This is a genomic window from uncultured Gilvimarinus sp. (assembly GCF_963972205.1).
Classification (GTDB): Bacteria; Pseudomonadota; Gammaproteobacteria; order Pseudomonadales; family Cellvibrionaceae; genus Gilvimarinus; species Gilvimarinus japonicus.
Window position 1 is genome coordinate 1 of record NZ_CAXAUC010000002.1, and the last position, 20,835, is coordinate 20,835.

The 20,835-nt window shown below is 53.7% G+C and carries 19 protein-coding genes and 1 tRNA gene; 19 read left to right on the forward strand and 1 reads right to left on the reverse strand.

Annotation, left to right across the window (positions count from 1 at the left end):
• Positions 1–153 precede the first annotated feature (153 nt).
• The 10 genes from AACY82_RS04580 (at position 154) to AACY82_RS04625 (ending at position 8,748) form a co-directional block, all read left to right on the forward strand.
• A complete protein-coding gene (locus AACY82_RS04580; RefSeq protein ID WP_339615603.1) occupies positions 154–840 on the forward strand; it encodes a hypothetical protein in 687 nt (228 codons plus the stop codon).
• A gap of 805 nt (positions 841–1,645) precedes the next feature.
• Complete coding sequence (locus AACY82_RS04585; RefSeq protein ID WP_339615604.1) at positions 1,646–2,128, forward strand: DUF6231 family protein; 483 nt, start codon at positions 1,646–1,648, stop codon at positions 2,126–2,128.
• A gap of 155 nt (positions 2,129–2,283) precedes the next feature.
• Positions 2,284–2,526, forward strand: coding sequence for a TIGR02647 family protein (locus AACY82_RS04590; RefSeq protein WP_339615605.1), 243 nt, complete (start codon positions 2,284–2,286; stop codon positions 2,524–2,526).
• 251 nt (positions 2,527–2,777) lie between these two features.
• On the forward strand, positions 2,778–3,839 hold the full coding sequence (gene bioB / locus AACY82_RS04595) for a biotin synthase BioB (protein ID WP_339615606.1): 1,062 nt from the start codon (positions 2,778–2,780) through the stop codon (positions 3,837–3,839).
• Between the two features lie 17 nt (positions 3,840–3,856).
• Complete coding sequence (gene bioF, locus AACY82_RS04600) at positions 3,857–5,020, forward strand: 8-amino-7-oxononanoate synthase (protein WP_339615607.1); 1,164 nt, start codon at positions 3,857–3,859, stop codon at positions 5,018–5,020.
• Between the two features lies 1 nt (position 5,021).
• Positions 5,022–6,602 carry a malonyl-ACP O-methyltransferase BioC gene (gene bioC / locus AACY82_RS04605; protein WP_339615608.1) on the forward strand — a complete coding sequence of 527 codons (1,581 nt, stop codon included), beginning with the start codon at positions 5,022–5,024 and terminating at the stop codon, positions 6,600–6,602.
• Positions 6,599–7,276: a dethiobiotin synthase gene (bioD, locus tag AACY82_RS04610; protein ID WP_339615609.1), complete on the forward strand. Its 678-nt coding sequence runs from the start codon at positions 6,599–6,601 to the stop codon at positions 7,274–7,276. The genes bioC and bioD overlap by 4 nt, the downstream gene beginning before the upstream one ends.
• A 162-nt stretch (positions 7,277–7,438) precedes the next feature.
• Complete coding sequence (locus AACY82_RS04615) at positions 7,439–7,690, forward strand: hypothetical protein (protein ID WP_339615610.1); 252 nt, start codon at positions 7,439–7,441, stop codon at positions 7,688–7,690.
• Positions 7,691–7,696: 6 nt separating this feature from the next.
• A complete protein-coding gene (locus AACY82_RS04620) occupies positions 7,697–8,473 on the forward strand; it encodes a putative metalloprotease CJM1_0395 family protein (protein WP_339615611.1) in 777 nt (258 codons plus the stop codon).
• Between the two features lie 95 nt (positions 8,474–8,568).
• On the forward strand, positions 8,569–8,748 hold the full coding sequence (locus tag AACY82_RS04625) for a DUF3094 family protein (RefSeq protein WP_339615612.1): 180 nt from the start codon (positions 8,569–8,571) through the stop codon (positions 8,746–8,748).
• Between the two features lie 144 nt (positions 8,749–8,892).
• On the opposite strand, the gene AACY82_RS04630 is transcribed toward AACY82_RS04625, so the two are convergent.
• Positions 8,893–9,315, reverse strand: a complete 423-nt coding sequence (locus AACY82_RS04630) for a DUF4399 domain-containing protein (RefSeq protein ID WP_339615613.1) — start codon at positions 9,313–9,315, stop codon at positions 8,893–8,895.
• 345 nt (positions 9,316–9,660) lie between these two features.
• Here AACY82_RS04630 and AACY82_RS04635 point away from each other — a divergent pair.
• The 9 genes from AACY82_RS04635 (at position 9,661) to AACY82_RS04675 (ending at position 20,757) form a co-directional block, all read left to right on the forward strand.
• Positions 9,661–9,737: transfer RNA gene (locus AACY82_RS04635), tRNA-Met, on the forward strand.
• Between the two features lie 479 nt (positions 9,738–10,216).
• Positions 10,217–10,672: a ribosome maturation factor RimP gene (gene rimP / locus AACY82_RS04640; RefSeq protein ID WP_339615614.1), complete on the forward strand. Its 456-nt coding sequence runs from the start codon at positions 10,217–10,219 to the stop codon at positions 10,670–10,672.
• Positions 10,673–10,714: 42 nt separating this feature from the next.
• Entirely contained in the window at positions 10,715–12,196 is a 1,482-nt protein-coding gene (nusA, locus tag AACY82_RS04645) for a transcription termination factor NusA (protein WP_339615615.1), read from the forward strand.
• Between the two features lie 54 nt (positions 12,197–12,250).
• Positions 12,251–14,941, forward strand: a complete 2,691-nt coding sequence (gene infB / locus AACY82_RS04650) for a translation initiation factor IF-2 (protein WP_339615616.1) — start codon at positions 12,251–12,253, stop codon at positions 14,939–14,941.
• A gap of 120 nt (positions 14,942–15,061) precedes the next feature.
• The gene (gene rbfA, locus AACY82_RS04655) at positions 15,062–15,445 is read left to right on the forward strand and encodes a 30S ribosome-binding factor RbfA (RefSeq protein WP_339615617.1); all 384 of its coding nucleotides are present in this window, start codon (positions 15,062–15,064) and stop codon (positions 15,443–15,445) included.
• Positions 15,445–16,392 (forward strand): tRNA pseudouridine(55) synthase TruB, encoded by a 948-nt coding sequence (truB, locus tag AACY82_RS04660; RefSeq protein ID WP_339615618.1) that lies wholly within the window; start codon positions 15,445–15,447, stop codon positions 16,390–16,392. The genes rbfA and truB overlap by 1 nt, the downstream gene beginning before the upstream one ends.
• 199 nt (positions 16,393–16,591) lie before the next feature.
• Positions 16,592–16,861 carry a 30S ribosomal protein S15 gene (gene rpsO, locus AACY82_RS04665; protein ID WP_339615619.1) on the forward strand — a complete coding sequence of 90 codons (270 nt, stop codon included), beginning with the start codon at positions 16,592–16,594 and terminating at the stop codon, positions 16,859–16,861.
• A 96-nt stretch (positions 16,862–16,957) separates the two neighbouring features.
• Positions 16,958–19,108, forward strand: coding sequence for a polyribonucleotide nucleotidyltransferase (gene pnp, locus AACY82_RS04670; protein WP_339615620.1), 2,151 nt, complete (start codon positions 16,958–16,960; stop codon positions 19,106–19,108).
• A gap of 302 nt (positions 19,109–19,410) precedes the next feature.
• Positions 19,411–20,757, forward strand: coding sequence for a sugar MFS transporter (locus AACY82_RS04675; RefSeq protein WP_339615621.1), 1,347 nt, complete (start codon positions 19,411–19,413; stop codon positions 20,755–20,757).
• Positions 20,758–20,835 lie beyond the last annotated feature (78 nt).

The following is a 20,835-nucleotide window of genomic DNA, read 5'->3' on the forward strand; positions in this document are numbered from 1 at the left end:
TTTGAGCAAGAAGCCCTCGCTAAATTGAGTGTCTAGTTTTGATGGTAGGGATCAAAAAGTGTTCTCGAGGAAATTGAGTCCCATCATGGTGTTTTAGAAAAGTATAGTGCCGAATCTTATACTTTTAGCCATGTATCTTTTCAAGAGTATTTCGTGGCTTGTGCTTTAGTGGCTAAGCATGTAGAGTTTAATTTTGTAAAGAAAAATTATTTCAATGTAAGGGCGTCTTCAGTAATAATATTTATGGTTGCTTTAATGGATGATCCTACCCCAATAATTTACTTTTTGATTGAAAAGTCCAATTTAAAAGGAATTAAGACTTATCCTGCTATGAGCAAGAGGATTGATGTTTTAAGTCTTCTATATCGCTGTATGAACTCAGGCGTATCTATACTTCCAGAGTTCAGAAAGAAAGTATATCGTCATATTGCGGAGTCTCAATTTGAAATATCTAAAATATATAGAGATGCAAAAACATTCCCAATAGCAAAGCTAGAAGATGATGGTGTTAGTCACACATTTTTTTATATCGGAAAAGTTAGAAAAACTCTTGGGGATGCCTTGATTTCATATCGGAAGCTGGCAAATGAGATATTGCTATCGCCGAATGAAAGCTATGCAGAAACTGCAATTGAGGTGTTAGATGAAACAAAAGACTTCGATAGGCCAACTATTAATTTTTGCGTCAATGGGTGCTTGGTAGTACCTCTAGTTGGGGTGATTCCAGAAAAAGTTTTGAGTAGGCTTTATAATCTTAGAGATAGTATGAGTGATGAAAGTGTGTTTTATAAAATCGCAGAAAGTACAATAGAAAAAGTAAAAAAAGTTTATCTAGAGTGATGTGTGGAGTCTGGGTCGGCCTGTAGCCGAATGGTGTCAGGAATTCGAATTCTGGGGACAGTTTACTTAATTAGCCTTTCAGGTGTTGTTAGATGAAGCTTCATTTGTAGGAATGTGTAAGTTTTTCGGCCCACGCCAAGGAAAAGTTAAATAGTGGCACGGTGCAAAAGTCCCTTGCAGCTCGCTGAGTGGAGGTCGATTTTAGGGGGTGAGCGAAAGGGATTTCGCGAAATAGCTTGTCGGGGCATGGAAGCCCTGTCAAGCCGTGCCGCTAAAATCGGTTGGAGCGAGGCTATCCGTATCGCTACATGGATGTAGCTGAATAGCGCAACGCAGGAGCAGTTGCCGAGGGCCGAGGTGCGCTTTTGACGTGAAGGGGTTTACTAATGCCGTGAGCGCACGTGGTTCACATGGATGTGGGGAAGTAGAACAACGCAGGAGCAGTTGTCGAGATGCGCAGGAACGGCTGAGTCCCTTTTTCGTCGTATCACAAAAAGGGACTCGCCCGCCCGGCGACTGAGGGCAAACAACTTGAAGAAAAGCCAAATGTTGGTCGTATAGCGCGGATCTCAGGTCAACGGGCTCAGCGTTGTTGATTTTAGTAAAGCTCTACGGTCAGTAATTCGGCGCCATTGCCCTTGCCGTCGGGCCCGATTTTTACCAAATAAACAGTCATTCGCTCGCCTAGAGATACCGCTTATAAAACAGCACGGCTGCTCTGCCACCTCGCCCCACCTTGCTAGCACCACGGCAGGAATGTGATACTAAAGCTCAACGTCCGAATCTCTTAAATGTTTTACGCCTTATGTCTGAATCCGAGCAAGCGCTTGCCGCTATTATCGACAGTTGCCAGCCTAGCACGATCGTCGCGCTGGGCGAGATGGCACAGGGGTTGGCGCAGCGGTGGTCTGAACATCACAAGTGTGAGGTTACGCGCGTGAGCGCTGATGATACCGAAGGGGCATTATCGCTCTGTGGGGTTCAGGATCTCGGTTTGGTCTCCGACACGTTGGAGCATGTGAGTTTCCAGCAAGGGCAGATACTGATCGGCCAGTTGCGCAATTACGGCACTCGCCAGATCGCGGTGCTGGTGAGGGATCAAAGTTGCTGGAAGTTGAATGACTTTATCGGTCTGGGTTTTAAAAGAGAGGCGCGGCTAGAGGCAGAAGAGGGCGGTGAAGCCTTGATGCTCTACACCTACAATATCAGCAGCTATAACCACCAGCGCCCTTGGAATAACCCCAGATTTTGGGCCAACCCGCATATGTGGGATAAAGCGCGGTGGTAAGGATGCTAGATCGGACTAGTTCCCCCGGCTAATTATTTTAATATCGGTACGCAAATTAATGGCACAGTCGGTTAGATTGGGTCTATCCTAATCAATCTAAGGTGTCGCTCTGCACGATGGTTTGATTGTTACTAATAAAAAATAAGAGATACGTTATGCCATTTTCCCAAGAACAACTTAGTGAACTTAATCTGCTCGCCTCGTTTCATTCATCGTCTTCGCAGGAGGGCATTAAAGTCCATCAACACTCCGCCGAGCCTGCTACCGTGGCCGCCGCGCAGCGGTTACACCAGCGGGGCCTTGTTACCCAGTCCGATGGCGGGTATCTCACCCCTTTGGGCAGTGAAATCACCGAGCAAGTCCACAAAATACTGTCGGTGTTAAGCAGTACCCCTTAATCGCCCCCCCCCCTCAAGCCCAGCAGCGAGCTTCTTATAAAGCCCGTTATTCCCGGTATAGATCAAGCCCTGGCGTCGATAAAAGCCTAAAATTAACCCCACAGACTTGTTAACCCAAACTCTCTCTCTGGGTTGACAGATCCCCCCCACAGATTACTATAGCCACTAACCAAGATTAGCCGCTGCCGGCCGCCGAGCTGGCAGTAGCATTTAAGATTCAAAACGACTTAAAAAGTTACCCGGACGCCTTTATGAACGCCTCTATTACCCCTGCTCCTGTACGTCACGACTGGACTCGCGCCGAGATTATGGCGTTGTTTGCCCAGCCGTTTAACGATTTGTTGTTTCAGGCGCAGACGGTGCACCGCGCCCACTTTAACCCTAATGAGGTGCAGGTAAGCACCTTGTGCTCGATTAAAACCGGCGCTTGCCCGGAAGATTGCGCCTACTGCCCGCAAAGTGCCCGCTACGATACCGGGCTTGAGCGCGAGCGCCTGATGGCGGTAGAGAAGGTGGTGGAAGAGGCTCGTGCGGCCAAGGCGTCGGGTGCGACGCGCTTTTGTATGGGGGCCGCGTGGCGCTCGCCCAAGGGCAAAGACATGCCTTACGTAACCAAGATGGTACAAGAGGTTAAATCCCTCGGTTTAGAAACCTGTATGACGCTGGGCATGCTGGATGAGAAACAAGCGGGCGATTTGGCCGCCGCCGGACTGGATTACTACAACCACAATTTAGATACCTCGCCCGAGTACTACGGCGAAATTATCACCACGCGCACTTACCAAGACCGTTTAGAAACGCTGGATAACGTGCGTGCCGCGGGCATGAAGGTGTGCTGCGGCGGTATCGTGGGCATGGGCGAAGAGGCGGACGACCGCGCCGGCTTGCTGCAGCAGCTGGCCAATATGCCCGAGCACCCCGAGTCGGTGCCCATTAATATGCTGGTTAAAGTGGCCGGCACGCCGCTAGAGACCGAGGCCGATCTGGACCCGCTGGAGTTTGTTCGCACCATCGCGGTGGCGCGTATCTTAATGCCGCACTCCCATGTACGTCTATCGGCAGGCCGCGAAGAAATGAGCGATGAGATGCAGGCCATGGCCTTTTTTGCCGGCGCCAACTCGATTTTTTACGGCGAGAAACTGCTGACGACCGCCAACCCCGAATCAAACAAAGACATGCAGCTGTTTAAGCGGTTGGGCATTAAGCCCGAGTCGCGCGAAGTGCATGAAGACGACTCTGAAGCCGAGGCCTCTATCGCCGCCTCGCTGGAAGCGGCACACAACGACAAATTCTTTTACGACGCTGCCCAGTAAAGCCACTACCCCAGCCCATGAACCCCTTTGATCAACACCTGCAGGCGGTGCTCGATGAGCGCCGTTTACAGCATCGCTATCGCCAGCGGCGCGAGGTTAGCTCGGCCCAGGGGCCGGTGCTGACGGTCGACGGCCGCGAGCTGGTTGGCTTTTGCAGCAACGACTACTTAGGTCTGGTCGCCCACCCGGAGATGGTTGACGCCATGGGTATCGCCGCCCGCGAGCTGGGTGTGGGCAGCGGTGCCTCGCATTTGGTGTGTGGCCACTCGCGCGAGCATCATGAGCTTGAGCACGAGCTGGCCGAGTACACCGGGCGCGAGCGGGCGCTGTTGTTCTCTACCGGGTATATGGCCAACCTTGGCGCTATTACCGCACTGGTGGGCAAGGGCGATGCGATTTGGCAAGACCGCCTTAATCACGCTTCAATGCTGGATGCCGGCGCGCTATCGGGCGCGCGCTTTGGCCGCTTTTTGCATAACGACCCGGCAAGCTTGCACAGCAAAATGGCGGGTTTTACGGGTAACCGCCAATTGGTGGCGGTGGATGGTGTGTTTAGTATGGACGGCGACTTGGCGCCTTTGCCCGAGTTGGCCGCCACGGTAAACGACCATAACGGTTGGTTGATGGTGGATGACGCCCACGGCTTTGGCTGCTTGGGCGCCACCGGCGCCGGCAGTTGCGAGCATTTTGGTTTAAACCAGACCGATGTGCCGGTCATGATGGGCACCCTGGGTAAAGCCATTGGCAGCTTTGGGGCATTTATTGCCGGCTCCGAGCGTTTGATTGAGTCGTTAATTCAATTGTCCCGCAGTTATATCTATACCACCGCCATGCCCCCCGCAGTGGCCGCTGCAACACGGGTAGGGCTGCGCTTGGCGCAAACCGACTCCTGGCGCCGCGAGCATTTAGATGAGCTGATCGCACACTTCAGAAAAGGCGCCAGCGAGCTGGGTTACCAGCTGATGGACTCGCCCACCCCTATTCAGCCCATTGTGATTGGCGCCGATGCCGACGCCGTGGCTTTATCCGAGGCGTTGCGCCAGCGCGGCTTTTGGGTGAGCGCTATACGCCCGCCCACCGTACCTGAGGGCAGCGCCCGGTTGCGGGTGACCTTAACCGCTGGCCACAGTGTGGCGCAGGTAGATGGGTTGCTGGCCGCCTTAAAGGATGTGCAACCGTAACATGCCCCTTCATATTCAATGTTTGCCATCGGCCGCGAATCACCCGGAGCCTATCGTGTTACTGCACGGTTGGGGCTTTGATTCGCGCGCTATGACGCCGTTAGCTGAGGCGTTAACCACCGTAGCCGAGGTGTGGTTAGTGGATGTGCCGGGCTTTGGTGAGTCTGACGCACCTCGCGAGTGGCGCGGAGCGCACGTGCTAGAGCAGCTTGCCGAGGCGCTGCCTGAGCGCTGTCAGTTGGTGGGCTGGTCGTTGGGTGGAATGTTGGCCACGCAGTTTGCGCAATACTATCCCGCGCGGGTGAGTCGTTTAGTCACCCTTGCGAGCAACGCCTGTTTTGTGGCTCAACCCGAGTGGCCGCAAGCCATGGCCCCGGCGGTTAACGCGCAATTTAACGCCGCCTTTAGCGATCAGCCTGCCGCCGCCGCGCGACGCTTTGCCGGGCTGGTGGCGAGCGGTAGCCCCGCCGAGCGCGAGCGTTTAAAGCAGTTGCGTCAGTGGTTGCCCGCTCAAGATGTTATAGCGGCTAGCAAAAACAATTGGTGTGCCGCGCTCGACTATTTAGCGACAAGTGACAATCGCGCCGCGTTGCAGCAATTACAGATTCCCGTATTGCATTTACTGGCCGAACACGACGCCCTGGTGACGGCGGCCGTTGCTCTGCCGCTGGCAACACTTAACCCAGCTCATCAAGTCAGCGTGATCGCAAGCGCCAGCCACGGCATGCATCTAGATCAGCCACAGGCGGTTACGCAGGCAATTTGCGATTTTTTTAAGGCGGGCAATGCGCCGCTTAACCGCCTCGATAAGCAACAAGTCGCCCGCTCGTTTAGCCGCGCCGCCGCTACCTATGAATCGGCCGCCCGCTTGCAGCGCGCGGTTGGTGAGCAACTATTGAGTGCGATTAACCAGCCCGCAGCGCGGGTACTTGATCTGGGCTCTGGCACCGGATTGTTTGGCGCCGGGTTGCGCCGTGCCACAAGCGCGGATCATCACTGGGCGCTGGATTTGGCCGAGGGCATGCTGCGCTATAGCCGCGAGCACCACCCGGAGCCGACCGCCTGGCTGTGCGCCGATGCCGAGGCGCTGCCGCTGGCGGCCGAGAGTGTCGATTTGGTGTTCTCAAGCTTGGCTATTCAGTGGTGCGAAAACTTACCGGCACTATTTGCCGAGCTGTACCGGGCGCTAGCACCCGGTGGCCAGCTGTATATTGCTACGTTGGGCCCTGGCACTCTGGCCGAGTTACAACGCGCTTGGCGGGCGGTCGATGCGTACGTGCATGTCAATAATTTTGTGCCGGCCGCGCACTTGGTACAGACGGCGCGGGCGGCAGGCTTAAGCGAGGTGTGCCAAAGCGTGTACACCGAAACCCTGTTTAGCGCTAATGTGCGCGAGCTAACCCGCGAGCTAAAAGGCTTAGGTGCACACAATGTGAACCGTGGCCGGCCCCAAGGGCTTACCGGCCGCCGGCAACTGCAATTGTTGGAGGCCGCCTACGAGCAATTCCGGGAGCCCCGTGGGCTGCCCGCTAGTTATGAGGTGGTGTATCTAACCGCACGCAAGCCGGAGCTGAGTTCATGAAGCACTTTTTTGTCACAGGCACCGACACGGATGTGGGCAAAACCCAAATCGCCAGTGCGCTGTTGTACAAAGCGCGGCAGACGGGTTTAACGACGGCGGCGGTAAAGCCTGTGGCTGCTGGTTGCGAGCACGATGGTGAGCGCTTACTTAACGATGATGCCTTGCAGTTGCAGGCGCAGTGCTATCCGCCGCTGGAGTATCAAGTGGTTAATCCGGTCGCGTTTGCGGCGCCTATTGCCCCGCACATTGCTGCGGCCGAGCAGTGCGCCGAGTTGAGTGTGACGCAGCTGGCGCCACAGTGTGAGCAGGTGTTGGCGGCGGGCGCTGAGTTTGCATTGGTCGAGGGTGCTGGGGGGTGGCGCGTGCCGCTGAATGATACCGAGACCTTGGCCGATTTAGCGGTTGCGTTGTCGCTGCCAGTTATTGTCGTGGTGGGGGTGCGCCTTGGTTGTATTAATCATGCGCTGTTAACGCTTGAGGCTGTTGAGCGTGATGGTCTTGCGGTGGCCGGCTGGGTGGCAAACGTTATCGACCCGGATACCAGCCGTCTAGAGGCTAATATTGCGGCATTAAAGCAGCGGATAACCGCGCCTTGCTTGGGGGTGGTGCCCTATTTGTCGGCGCCTAAACCAGCGACGCTAGCCCCGTATTTAACGCTTGATTCGCTTATTTGATTCGTTGGATGAGTTATTTGGCTATAACGCGGCGCTTTTTAGCCCTAACTAATCTTACATATGGCGCAATTGGCGATGTTGCTGGCTGTTTTTTGTGCGGTTTTGGCGCTAAAATAGCAGTAAGCATTAATTTTTCGCTCGTTCATTAATCGGAGTGCCCTCGTGGATATCGGATCGGTTGTTAATCAAAGTTTAATTGGCATGCAGAACTCCCGCGCCGAGATGACACAATCGGCGCAACAAATTGCGCAGGCCACGACCTCGACCAGCCCTGCCGTGACCGGCAGCCAATCGGCTGATTTAACGACGCCGTTGGTGAATTTACAGGTGCAGCAGCAAGTGTTTGATAGCTCAGCCCGTGTGCTTGAGGTGGCTGACCAAACCATTGGCGCGCTGCTGGATGTAAAGGCGTAAGCCCAGATGCTAAATACGCTGCCGTCAAACTTTGCCAGTGCCGTTACGCCCTACACCCCACTGGGGCGGGCGCCGGTAAGCGAAGAAAACGTCGAGCAAAAGGCGTCTAGCTTTAAGCCGCTAGAAGAGGGCGCCGAGGCGGCGCGCAACCAAAATCGCCGCTCCCCTGAAGATCAGCCCAATGAAACACAAGAGCAAGAGCGCACCCGCGCCGATGCCCAGGCTAAGGCGGCCGAGGCGCAACAGCTAAAAGAGCGCCAAGAAGAGGTGACTGAGCTGGCTAAGCGCGATCGCGAGGTGCGTGCCCACGAGCGCGCCCATGCTGCCGCCGGCGGCCAGTTTGCCGGTGCGCCTACCTACGAGACAACCCGTGGCCCCGATGGCGTAAGCTACGCAGTGGCGGGTGAGGTAAATATCGATACCAGCAAGGTGGCGGGCGATCCGCAGGCTACGCTAGCCAAAGCGTTGCAGGTTCATGCGGCCGCGACGGCTCCGGCCGAGCCGTCGGCGCAGGATCGCCAAGTGGCGGCCGAGGCCTCACGCATGGCCGCCGATGCGCGGGCCGAGCTGGCGCAATTAGTGCGCGAGGACTTAGCGCAGGACACTGAGTCGGTCAAAGAGCGGGCGCAAAATCAAAAGGACGATAAACCGGTGCCAGTCGATGGTGCCGAGAATAGCGCTGGCGTTGCTGCAGGGTTACAGCCGGCCAGTAGCAGCTCGCTGCTTTATAGCTTGACGTCTCAGTCGGCTGGGCCATACACGCCGGTAGATCTTCGCGCGTAAATACTCCCCTTTGGCATTTATTGTTTTGACGCGGTTGGCTCGACTGCGGCGGCTTGCTATTCTCGGTGCAAATCTACAGTGAGAGAGGTTTAATCATGCCGAGTAAGTTATCGCCCGAAGATCAGGCGCGCGTCGACCGGGTTATAAATAGCGGCATTCACCGTACTGAGCGCAAACCGTTTCGGATCAAAACGTTATTTTTTGGATTGATTTTGTTGCTGACGGGGATGAGCCTGTTGAGTTACGCCATTGCATGGTATCACGGGGTGGTATAGCCATAGCCGTGCGACGCTTGTTGTGGTGCCTTGGTTTAGCTTCGCGCCGAGTGGCGCCTAAAAATCGTTTAGCTGTGTAAGCTCATATTAAGGGTCGTGCACAAGATTGCCTGCAACCTAGCGTTACAGGCAATCTTAACGCGCTTATGGCTTGACGGTAATGGTAATTTTGTCTGACATGACGGGTGTTTTGTGTGGGCGATGCAGGTAATCGCCCAGCAGTAGTTGCAGTGTGTGCTCACCCGGTGCTAGCTCTAGGGTGGTCTCGGTTTGCCCGCCACCAAAATGCTTGTGGTGCGCATCGGCGGCAATGGGTTTGCTTAGGTCCGGGGCTTCGTCTAAGTCAATCAGTAGATGGTGGTGACCGGTGTTGTCGCGCTCGACACCCGCGGGTGCTACGCCCATACCACTGAGGCCAAACTTTACTGTTACCGGACTCGAGACGACGGCGCCATCGCTGGGCTCAATAAAGTAAACGCTGGGCTCGGCGGCCAGCACAGCGCTGCTGAGTAACGCGCTGGCGAGGGACAAGCCAATAAGTTGGGGCTTTAGTTTTGCGATTAGCATAGGTTTACCTCTGTCATAATGTTGTGAAATGCCCCTCCGGTGGAGGGTGTGTTTTTGAGCATGACTACTGCTGAGTGTGACGCGCCTTTGTTGTGGCTCGCCGGAGGCTTCGGTTGCGGCATATGCTGACACATATTGGTGTCATTTGTTGTGGGGTTGATTATAAGCCGACAAGCTTGCTCTGTCATATTGGGCGCCATGCGGTTAGCTTATAGCCAGATTGCCGGCTAAGTGAGCTAACTACCGGTATTTTAAAAGTATTTTGGAATCGGGCTTGACCGATGCCTAAGTGCTCCCTATAATGCGCCACCTCGGTTCAGGGAATACCCGGAAGCGAGTTGATGATGCGGGGTGGAGCAGCCTGGTAGCTCGTCGGGCTCATAACCCGAAGGTCGTTGGTTCGAATCCAGCCCCCGCTACCAAATTACAGTTTGGCGTTGTTTTGAAAGGGGTGTTTATCCCGTAAAAATATCGTTAAACTTGACTAGACGCTTAATTAAGCAATAGTCGGCACGTTACGTTTTTGCGTGCAGGCAGCTTGCCGGGGCTGCTGGAAATACAGATCGTTAGTGTTGTTTGTACATTGTTATAAGCAGGCATGTAATGATCATTGCGCTGAGTGTGCGCAATCCTAAAAGCCCCTGTCTGGGGCTTTTTTGTACCTAAAAATCAGTGGCGTGCCACTGCCACTTTTATCGGTGGTGTAGATGTCAAGGTGGGCCTAGGGCCCATTTTTTGTTTCTGGGCTGGGGCGTCCCCCGCGCTGAAAATTGACTGCTCTGCGCCTCCCGACTTGCGGGCGACTTGCGGGGTTGACCCGCTGCCATTTTAGCGCCGCACTGTGGTGGCGCTACATGTTCATTTAAATCGTTTTGTGTAATCAGTGTTGTCGGGGGCAGTTATGGCGTCGAAAGAAGAGCAGTTGTTAGCGATGTTTGCGCCCGTGGTTACCGCGCTGGAGTGTGAACTTTGGGGCGTCGAGTATATGACCAGTGGCCCCGGTAAAGTGTTGCGCGTTTACATCGATAAAGAAGGCGGTGTTGCGTTAGAAGACTGTGAAAAAGTCAGTCGTCAGATTAGTAGTTTGATGGATGTTGAAGACCCTATTGCCGGCGAGTACAACTTAGAGGTGTCGTCTCCGGGGATGGATCGTCCGCTTTATACGCTAGAGCAATTTCAGCGTTATATCGGCGAAGTAATTGCGGTTCGTTTGCGTGTGCCTTTTGATGGGCGACGTAAATTTAAAGGAAAAATGATCGGCATCGAAGATGGTGATGTCGTTGTGGTAGTGGATAATGAAGAGTATCTGCTGCCGGTAGACTCGATTGAAAAAGCGAATATTGTCCCCCAGTTCTAATCAGACGATTTGATTAGCCCAGGAGTTGAACGAGGCAAACTCATGAACAAAGAAATTTTGCTGGTCGCCGACGCGGTATCCAACGAGAAAGGCGTAGAAAAGGACGTAATTTTTGAGGCGATTGAAAGCGCTTTGGCCATGGCCACCAAAAAGCGTTTTGATGAAGACTCGACCATTGAGGTGACTATCGATCGCGCCACTGGGGACTACGACACCTACCGTAGCTGGGAAGTGGTTGCCGACGATGTACTGGCCGAGCTGGGCACCCAGTTAACCACGCAAGAAGCGGCCGAGGCAGATCCCAACTTGCAGATCGGTGATATTCATCGCGAAAAAATTGAAAACGTCGAGTTTGGTCGTATTGCCGCGCAAACCGCCAAGCAAGTTATTGTGCAAAAAGTTCGCGAAGCCGAGCGCGCGCAAATGGTTGATGAGTATCTCGATCGCGTGGGTGAGCTGGTAAGCGGTACGGTTAAAAAAGTGACGCGCGATAGCATTATTGTCGATTTGGGCAATAATGCCGAGGCGTTGCTGCCGCGCGATCAGCTGGTGGGCCGCGAGATTTTCCGCATGGGCGATCGAGTGCGTGCACTGTTGCAAGATGTTCGCTCGGAAGCGCGCGGGCCGCAATTGTTTTTAAGCCGCTCGTGCTCAGAAATGCTGGTCGAGCTGTTTAAGATCGAAGTGCCAGAAATTTCGGAAGGTATTATCGAAATGAAAGGCGCCGCCCGCGATCCAGGCTTGCGAGCCAAAATTGCCGTTAATACCAACGATGGCCGTATCGACCCCGTTGGTGCTTGTGTCGGTATGCGCGGTTCGCGAGTGCAGGCCGTCTCTAACGAGCTGGGCAATGAGCGAGTTGATATTGTCTTGTGGGACGATAACCCAGCGCAGTTTGTCATTAACGCCATGTCGCCGGCCGAGATCGAGTCTATTGTGGTTGACGAAGACAGCAACTCGATGGACTTAGCCGTGGCAGAAGAGAATCTTGCTATGGCCATTGGTCGCGGCGGGCAAAATGTGCGTTTGGCTTGCGAGCTGACTCAGTGGAAGATCAATGTGATGAGCATTGCCGACTGGGAAGAAAAACAGCAGGCCGAGACCGGCGGTTACATTCAGGTGTTTATGAATGCGCTGGATGTGGATGAAGACGTCGCTGAGGTGTTGGTTGAAGAAGGCTTTACCACCATCGAAGAAGTCGCTTACGTACCGCTGGAAGAAATTGCCTCCATTGAAGGTTTTGACGAAGACGTGGCCGAAGAGCTGCGGGCGCGCGCTAAAGACGCGCTGCTGACTCAAGCGCTGGCATCGGAGGAGCAGCTCGAAGGTGCAGCGCCGGCCGATGACCTGTTGAATATGGAAGGTATGGATAAAGAGTTGGCTGTAATATTGGCCAGTCGTGGCATCGTCACCATGGAAGATCTCGCCGAGCAGGCGATGGATGATCTTTTGGGGATTGACGGCTTGGATGAAGAGCGCGCTGCGGCATTGATTATGAAAGCCCGAGAGCCCTGGTTTGCCTAAGCGCCAGTAGCAATGATTGGTGTTGTGGGCAACATACGAAACTGAGGATATGAAATGGCAGAAGTAAAAGTTAGCGAACTCGCCAAATCAGTGGGTACTCCCGTTGAGCGACTGCTGAAGCAAATGCAGGAAGCCGGGCTGACGCATACCGCTGAGGATGCATTGGTCTCTGATGAAGAAAAACAGCAGTTGCTGGCCTATTTAAAGACCAGTCACGGCGATTCGGCGTCAGAAGAGCCGAGCAAAATTACTCTCAAGCGTAAAACCACCACAACCCTCAAAACGGGTAGTGGCAGTGGACGTAAGACGGTAAATGTTGAAGTGCGCAAAAAACGCACCTACGTCAAGCGCAAGCCTGCCGACTTGTTGGAAGACGAGCCGGCCGAAGAGGCAGTAGTCGATACGCCGGTAGAAACGCCTGAGGCGGTTGCGGCGCCAGAGCCTGTTGTCGAAGCGCCTGAGCCTGAAGTTGTGCCGGAACCTGAGCCGGAGCCTGCTCCAGAGCCCGAACCTGTGGTCGAGCCAACGCCGCCGCAACGCAGCTCGTTTGTGGATGACATTGAAGAGAAGCGTCAGGCTGCACAAGAGCGCCGCAAGGCGGAAGAGGCCGCGCGCGAAGCGCAGTTGCGACAAATTGAAGATGCGAAAGCGGCCGAAAAAGCCGCCGCTGAAGCGGCACCGGCCAAGCCTAAGCCCGCCGCTAAGCCTGCGGCACCGGCAGCGCCTGAAGCGCCTGGTGCGGGCAAGCCAGATACTAAACACGGCCGCAAAAAAGAGCGCCGGGGTACCAGTTTTGATGACGACGATAACCCGCGTGCGAAGCGTGCGGGCAAAGCCGGCAAGAAAGGCATGGGTCCGAAGAAATCATCTAAAGCCGATTTGTATGAAATGGCTAACGATGATGTCGATCAGGCGTTTATGGCACGGCGTAAAGCCGCACGTGCGGCGCACAAAGCGTCTAATCAACACGGCTTTAAGAGGCCCACGCAAAAAATGACGCACGAGGTGGAAGTACCCGAAACGATTATTGTGTCTGAGCTTGCTCAGCGCATGAACGTTAAAGCCGGTGATGTGATTAAGCAGCTGATGAAGCTGGGCGTTATGGCCACTATTAATCAACCGCTGGATCAAGAAACCGCCCAGTTTGTGGTCGAAGAGATGGGCCATAGCGCTAAGCTTGTGAGCGAGAACGACATCGAGATCCACCTCGAAGAAAACATTAAGGTGGAAGGTGAAGAGCACCCGCGTGCACCAGTCGTCACCGTTATGGGACACGTCGATCACGGTAAAACGTCGCTGCTCGATTATATTCGTAAAGCGAAAGTCGCCTCCGGCGAAGCCGGTGGTATTACTCAGCATATTGGTGCTTACCGGGTTAAAACCAGCCAGGGTGAAATTGCCTTTTTGGATACCCCAGGTCACGCCGCGTTTACCGCTATGCGTGCTCGCGGTGCTCAGTGTACAGATGTGGTGATTTTGGTGGTGGCCGCCGATGACGGCGTTATGCCACAGACCGAAGAAGCCATTAACCACGCCAAAGCGGCCGGTGTGCCAATGGTTGTTGCGATTAACAAATGCGACAAAGAGAGCGCCGATCCGGATCGCGTTAAAAACGAGCTGGTTGCCAAGGGTGTTGTTCCGGAAGATTGGGGTGGCGATACGCAGTTTGTTCAGGTGTCGGCACACTCTGGTGCCGGGATTGATGAATTGCTGGAAGCGATCTCATTGCAAGCTGAATTGCTAGAGCTTAAAGCCGTTGTCGATGCGCCAGCGCGCGGCGTGGTAGTTGAGTCGCGGGTCGATAAAGGCCGCGGCGTGGTTGCCACCTTGTTGGTACAGCAAGGTACCTTGAAGCACGGTGACTTAGTGTTAGCCGGCCAAAGCTATGGCCGCGTCCGCGCCGCCACTAACGAGCTAGGTCAGCAAGTGAAAGAAATCGGCCCATCATCGCCGGTAGAGATTCTTGGTCTTGATGCCGCGCCTAGCGCCGGTGACGACTTTGTGGTGCTGAGTGATGAGCGCAAAGCGCGCGAAATGGCTGAGTATCGCACTGAGAAAGAGCGTGCCGATCGTATGCAGCGCCAACAGGCCGCCAAGCTTGAAAACATGTTTGCCGGCATGGACGGCGGCGAGAAGAAGGTCTTGCCGGTGGTTGTTAAGGCTGATGTGCGCGGCTCGCTGGAGGCGATTATTGCCTCGCTAGGCGATATTGGTAACGAAGAGGTTGAAGTGCAAGTGGTGTCATCGGGTGTCGGTGGTATTACCGATAGCGATATTAACCTTGCCTTGACCGCTAACGCCATTGTTTTGGGCTTTAACGTTCGCGCCGGCAGCGGCACTCGTCGTATGGCCGAGCAAGAGAGCGTTGAGATTCGCTACTACAGCATTATTTACCAATTGCTGGATGAAGTGAAAAGCGCGCTGTCCGGTATGCTTGATCCTGAGCGTGTCGAAGAAATCATTGGTATTGCCGATGTACGTGAAGTGTTTAGTTCGCCTAAGTTTGGCCAGGTGGCCGGCTGTATGGTGACGGAAGGCACTGTGCACCGTAACAAGCCTATTCGTGTTCTGCGCGATAACGTGGTTATTTTTGAAGGCGAGCTTGAGTCTTTGCGCCGCTTTAAAGACGACGTTAACGATGTGCGCAACGGCATGGAGTGTGGCATCGGTGTGAAAAACTACGATGTTAAAGTCGGCGATCAAATCGAAGTCTTTGAAGTTAAAGAGGTGGCTCGCGAGCTGTAATAGCCGCGATACCGCTTCGCCCGGCACTGCGAAGTGCCCTTCAGGGTGTCTCTATTTATAGAGGCGCCCTTTATTCTTTTATGGCGGCTCATCTGTCGCACTCATTGAGCAGGTATACCCATGCCTAGAGAATTTACCCGTTCCGACCGCGTTGGTGATGCGATTCAGCGTTACTTGGCGAATATGATTCAGCAAGAAGTTCGCGATCCCCGTGTGGGGATGGTCAATATCAACGATGTCAAAGTCACTCGTGATATGGCCTACGCTAAAGTCTATGTGACTTTGGTAGGTGCCGATGAAGACGAGAGCCGGACCAGCGTTAGCGTGCTTAACAAGGCGTCGGGCTTTTTGCGCACTATGTTGGCTAAAGAGCTCAACATGCGCACGGTGCCCAAGCTGCAGTTTTATTATGATCACACCTCGGTGCGTGGCCAAGAGTTGTCCTCGCTGATTGACCGTGCGGTGGCCGCCGATAAAGCCAAGTCAGACGACGAGAGCGAATAATGGCGCGTCGACGTAAAGGCCGGGCCGTTGATGGCGTATTGTTGTTGGATAAACCTTTAGGCGTAAGCTCCAACCATGCACTGCAGCGCGCCAAGCGCTTGTTTTTTGCCGCTAAAGCCGGCCATACCGGTAGCTTAGATCCGCTGGCGACTGGGGTGTTGCCGGTGTGTTTTGGCGAGGCCACCAAATTTAGCCAGTTTTTGCTGGATGCCGATAAGCGTTACCGTTCGACCTTTGTGCTGGGCGAAAAAACCGCCACGGGGGACGCCGAGGGCGAAGTGCTAGAAACCCTCAGCGCCGCGCATGTTACTGAGGCCGAGGTGCTTAAGGCTATACAGGCGCTGACTGGAGCGATCGACCAAGTCCCGCCGATGTATTCGGCCCTGAAGCAAAACGGCCAGCCGCTGTATAAATTGGCGCGCCAGGGCATCGAGGTCGAGCGCAAGGCTCGGCAAGTGACTATTTACGAGTTTGAGCTGCTGGCGTTTCGGCCCGGCGAGCGCGCTGAGATCGATGTGGACGTTAAGTGCAGCAAAGGTACTTATATTCGCTCGCTGGCCGAGGATATAGGTGAGGCTCTCGAGTGCGGTGGCCACGTTAGCGCCTTGCGCCGCACGGCTACAGGGCCGTTTGATGAGTCTCAGTGCGTTACCGTCGATGAGCTGAATGCCGAGCGCGGCGACGGTTTGTCCGAGCTGCTGGATCACCACTTGCTCCCCACTGACACGCCCGTTGCAGCCTTGGCGGCACTGACCTTGCCCGAGTCTAGCGCCTATTATTTCCGTTTGGGAAACCCGGTAATGGATGCTCAGGTCTACCGCACGGGCGAAGAAGGTGATATGGTGCGTGTCTTTTGTGAAAGTGGCCAATTTTTAGGCGTTGCCACCATTGATGAGGGCCGTGTCGCCCCTAAACGTTTAGTCGCAAACCCCGCTAGCGCAAGCTGAGCGGTTGATTGTGCAGGCGTAATATAAGCGCTTTCGAATTTACCGATTTGTCGGTAAATCCCTTGTCTACGGACTGGGGCTACTATCTGCCCAGCAGATAGCCTTGCTAGTAAGCGATCTTGCTAGTGATAACCTTGGCCTACCTGTAAATATGCACGGGTATGGCTGTAAATCACGCATATTGAATGAGGATATGATTATGGCACTAAGTGCTGCTGATAAAGCTGAAATTGTAAAAGAGTATCAACAAGCTGAAGGTGATACTGGTTCTCCTGAAGTACAAGTTGCACTGTTGACCCACAACATCAACAAGCTGCAAGGTCACTTCGCTGGCCACAAACAAGATCACCACTCCCGTCGCGGTTTGATCCGCATGGTAAACCAGCGTCGTAAGCTGCTGGACTACCTTAAGGGTAAAGATACCAGCCGTTACGCTGCACTGATTCAAAAACTGGGTCTGCGTCGCTAATTGCACTGTGCCCGCTTATGCGGGCACTTTTTTGTTGTACACCATATTTGACCGACAAGCTGCGTAGAGCAAGCAAACGCAAAAAAGGATAGAAGAGTGAATCCGATTATTAAGAAATTCCAGTATGGTGATCAAACCGTAACTCTGGAAACCGGACGCATCGCGCGTCAGGCTACCGGTGCGGTTATGGTGACTATGGGCGAAACCGCAGTATTGGTTACTGTGGTTGGCGCCAAAGAGGCCAAGCCAGATCAGCCGTTTTTCCCGCTGTCTGTGCACTACATTGAAAAAGCGTACGCTGCCGGCAAAATCCCCGGTGGCTTCTTTAAGCGCGAAGGTCGCCCGACCGAAAAAGAAACCCTGACCTCACGCTTAATTGACCGCCCCATTCGTCCGCTGTTTCCGAACGGCTTTATGAACGAAGTGCAGGTGGTTTGTACCGTTATGTCTACCTGCAAAACCACCGACCCAGATATTGCGGCAATGATTGGTACTTCTGCGGCACTGGCGGTATCGGGTATTCCGTTTAGCGGCCCAATTGGTGCGGCGCGCGTTGGTTACACCACCGACGGCGGTTACCTGTTGAACCCTAACTATGAAGCGCAAGGCACTTCTGAGTTAGACATGGTTGTAGCCGGTACAAAAGATGCGGTATTGATGGTTGAGTCAGAGGCTAACGAACTGCCTGAAGACATCATGCTGGGTGCGGTACTGTATGCTCACCAAGAGATGCAAGCAGTTGTTCAGGCTTGTGCCGAGCTCGCCCGCGACGCTGGCAAGCCAACCTGGGAGTGGGCGCCTGCGCCGGAGAAGACTGATTTAGTGGCTGCGCTTGAGCGCGATTTTGCTGAATCTATCGGCGTTGCCTACCGCATTACCGATAAAGCTAAACGCTATGATCGTTTGGGCGAGCTGCGCAATCAGGCGGTTGCCGAGCTGGCTAAAGAAGGCTCTGAGTACAGCGAAGACGACGTTAAAAAAGTCTTTGCCAAAGTCGAGAAATCCATTGTTCGCAGCCGCATTGTGGCCGGCGAGCCTCGTATTGATGGCCGCGACGCTAAAACCGTTCGTGCGATCGACGTTGAAGTCGGTGTGCTGGGTAAAGCTCATGGCTCGGCCCTGTTCACCCGTGGTGAAACGCAGGCTATTGTTGTTGCTACCTTAGGCAACGCTCGCGATGCACAGATTATTGATGCCCTGGAAGGCGAACGTAAAGACCCCTTCATGCTGCATTACAACTTCCCGCCTTACTCAGTGGGCGAAGCCGGCCGTATGGGTGGCACTGGTCGTCGTGAAATCGGTCACGGCCGCTTGGCGCGTCGTGGTATTGCAGCCGTTTTACCTGAACTGGAGTCTTTCCCTTACACCTTGCGTGTTGTGAGCGAGATTACCGAGTCTAACGGTTCTAGCTCGATGGCCTCTGTATGTGGCTCGTCATTGGCACTAATGGATGCCGGTGTACCGCTTAAGGCGCCTGTTGCTGGTATCGCCATGGGCCTGGTTAAAGACGACGAGAAGTTCGCTGTTTTGACCGATATTTTGGGTGATGAAGATCACCTGGGCGACATGGATTTTAAAGTGGCCGGTACCTCTAGCGGTATCACGGCGCTGCAAATGGATATCAAGATTGAAGGTATCACTGAGCAGATCATGGAGATTGCATTGGAGCAGGCCCTGCAGGCTCGTTTGCACATCCTCGATGAGATGAACAAAGTGCTTTCTGTATCGCGCGATACCGTGAGCGACAATGCGCCACGCTTTGAAACCATCAAAGTTAATCCAGATAAAATTCGTGACATCATCGGTAAAGGCGGCGCTACTATTCGCTCGATTACCGAAGAGACCGGTGCCTCTGTGGACATCGATGACGATGGTACTGTTAAGATCTACGCCGTTGACGGCGCAGCGCTGCAAGCGGCCGTTGATAAGATCGAAGGTATTACCGCCGAGGCCGAGATTGGCGCCACCTACGAAGGTACCGTGGTTCGCATTGTCGACTTTGGTGCGTTTGTTAACTTCTTACCCGGTAAAGATGGCCTTGTGCACATCTCGCAAATCGCCGAAGAGCGTGTTAACGCTGTAAGCGATTACTTGAAAGAAGGCCAAGTGGTGAAGGTGAAGTGTCTGGACGTGGATCAGCGTGGTCGTATCAAGCTGTCTATTAAAGAAGCCATCGCCGACCAAAAAGCAGAGCAAGGCGGCGACGCTGAGCCTGTGGCGCAAGAAGAGCCAAAAACAGAATCGTAATTGTTTTTGTCGCTTAGCGTGAAAAGCCGCCTTCGGGCGGCTTTTTTATGCCTCTATAGAAATCGTCGTCTATGTTTGGCACTAATGAGCTGGAGTCGGACAATAACAGGGAGTACCTGCGTGGTGAAGGGTATTGCAGAAAGGTTTGACAACGTTGTCTTTAGCGGATATTGTCTCTTTAGTGAGACAAATAAGTCACTATACTAAAAGGCGAGATACACGCCCGTAGATAAGTTTTAACAATAACGATGTTTCCCCACTGGCGGTGATGCCCTGGGGCACTGGAACGTACAGGTACCTTTATGAGTAACGAAACCGTCGCTGCGACTCCTGCGTCACCCCAATCTAGTCATAGCGTATTGATTCCCATGGCTATTGTGGCAGGCCTATTTTTCATATTTGGCTTTGTCACTTGGCTAAATGGCGCATTAATTCCATTTTTACAAACAATCTGTGATTTGACGGCTTTTCAAGCGATGCTAGTCGCCTCAGCTTTTTATGCCGCCTACACCGTCATGGCGATGCCTATGGCGTATATTATCGAACGTACTGGCTACAAAAACGGTATGGCGATTGGTTTGTTTATCGTCGCTGTCGGCGCACTGGTTTTTATCCCTGCGGCTTATGGTCGTCATTTTAGCGTCTTTCTACTGGCGCAGTTTGTCGTCGGTACGGGCCTTACAATTTTGCAAACTGCGTCTAACCCTTATGTTGTAAAGCTTGGTCCTCCTGAGTCTGCTGCGGTGCGTATCTGTGTGATGGGCCTACTTAATAAAGGCGCAGGTGTGGTCGCTCCTATCGTTTTTTCGGCGCTGGTGTTGTCTGGTATTAGCGGTGTGTCTGACGTGGAGCTGGCGGCACTGTCTGAGAGCGCACGCGATGCAAAGCTACATGAGTTGGCAGCTCAGTTGGTTTCTCCCTACGTAGGTATGGCCATTGTTCTGGCGGTGTTAGGTGTCGCGATGCTGTTTGCTCCCATCCCTGACATTGAAGACGAGGTCCTAGAGGGGCAGGAAGAGGGTGATATTCGCTTGTCGGGCGTGTTTCAGTTCCCGCATCTAGTGTTGGGGGCGTTGGCACTGTTTTTTTATGTCGGTGTAGAAGTAATTGCTGGCGATGCCATCGGCTTATTGGGAAAGCAAGCCGGTCTTAGTAGTTCGGTCAGTTCAATGCTCACCTCTTACACTATGATCTTTATGGTAATTGGTTATTTAGCTGGAGTGGTGGCTATTCCGCGCTATATCAGCCAGCAAACTGCGTTGATGTGTTCCGCTATCTTGGGCATTATTTTTACTGTTTGCGTGATGACGGGATCGCTGCAAAGCACTGTTATGTCCGCCGCAACGCTTAGCCTATTTGGTATGCCTGAGATTCCCAACGCCGTTTACTTTGTGGCGCTGCTCGGTTTTGCCAATGCTATGTGCTGGCCCGCCATTTGGCCTCTGTCATTGCAGGGGCTCGGTAAGTACACCAGTAAGGGCGCAGCGCTGTTAATTATGGGTATTGCCGGTGGCGCTGTGCTGCCACCCATCTACGGTCACTTTGCCGATACGGGTGACGGCCAGCTGGCTTATGTGGTTTCTATTCCCGCTTATTTGTATATCTTGTTTTACGCGGTTAAAGGTCACAAGCTTACCCGCTGGAAATAGTTTGGGGTCGCCCGTTAAGATTACTTTTTGCCCGGCTTATGCCGGGCTTTTTTGTTTGCGCCTTTATAGTATCCGCCA

Excerpts from the sequence above, each read along its gene's own strand:
- AACY82_RS04585 (WP_339615604.1), top strand. The coding sequence starts at position 1,646 with ATGTCTGAATCCGAGCAAGCGCTTGCCGCTATTATCGACAGTTGCCAG.
- AACY82_RS04590 (WP_339615605.1), top strand. The coding sequence starts at position 2,284 with ATGCCATTTTCCCAAGAACAACTTAGTGAACTTAATCTGCTCGCCTCG.
- bioB (WP_339615606.1), top strand. The coding sequence starts at position 2,778 with ATGAACGCCTCTATTACCCCTGCTCCTGTACGTCACGACTGGACTCGC.
- bioF (WP_339615607.1), top strand. The coding sequence starts at position 3,857 with ATGAACCCCTTTGATCAACACCTGCAGGCGGTGCTCGATGAGCGCCGT.
- bioC (WP_339615608.1), top strand. The coding sequence starts at position 5,022 with ATGCCCCTTCATATTCAATGTTTGCCATCGGCCGCGAATCACCCGGAG.
- bioD (WP_339615609.1), top strand. The coding sequence starts at position 6,599 with ATGAAGCACTTTTTTGTCACAGGCACCGACACGGATGTGGGCAAAACC.
- AACY82_RS04620 (WP_339615611.1), top strand. The coding sequence starts at position 7,697 with ATGCTAAATACGCTGCCGTCAAACTTTGCCAGTGCCGTTACGCCCTAC.
- AACY82_RS04625 (WP_339615612.1), top strand. The coding sequence starts at position 8,569 with ATGCCGAGTAAGTTATCGCCCGAAGATCAGGCGCGCGTCGACCGGGTT.
- AACY82_RS04630 (WP_339615613.1), bottom strand. The coding sequence starts at position 9,315 with ATGCTAATCGCAAAACTAAAGCCCCAACTTATTGGCTTGTCCCTCGCC.
- rimP (WP_339615614.1), top strand. The coding sequence starts at position 10,217 with ATGGCGTCGAAAGAAGAGCAGTTGTTAGCGATGTTTGCGCCCGTGGTT.
- nusA (WP_339615615.1), top strand. The coding sequence starts at position 10,715 with ATGAACAAAGAAATTTTGCTGGTCGCCGACGCGGTATCCAACGAGAAA.
- infB (WP_339615616.1), top strand. The coding sequence starts at position 12,251 with ATGGCAGAAGTAAAAGTTAGCGAACTCGCCAAATCAGTGGGTACTCCC.
- rbfA (WP_339615617.1), top strand. The coding sequence starts at position 15,062 with ATGCCTAGAGAATTTACCCGTTCCGACCGCGTTGGTGATGCGATTCAG.
- truB (WP_339615618.1), top strand. The coding sequence starts at position 15,445 with ATGGCGCGTCGACGTAAAGGCCGGGCCGTTGATGGCGTATTGTTGTTG.
- rpsO (WP_339615619.1), top strand. The coding sequence starts at position 16,592 with ATGGCACTAAGTGCTGCTGATAAAGCTGAAATTGTAAAAGAGTATCAA.
- AACY82_RS04675 (WP_339615621.1), top strand. The coding sequence starts at position 19,411 with ATGAGTAACGAAACCGTCGCTGCGACTCCTGCGTCACCCCAATCTAGT.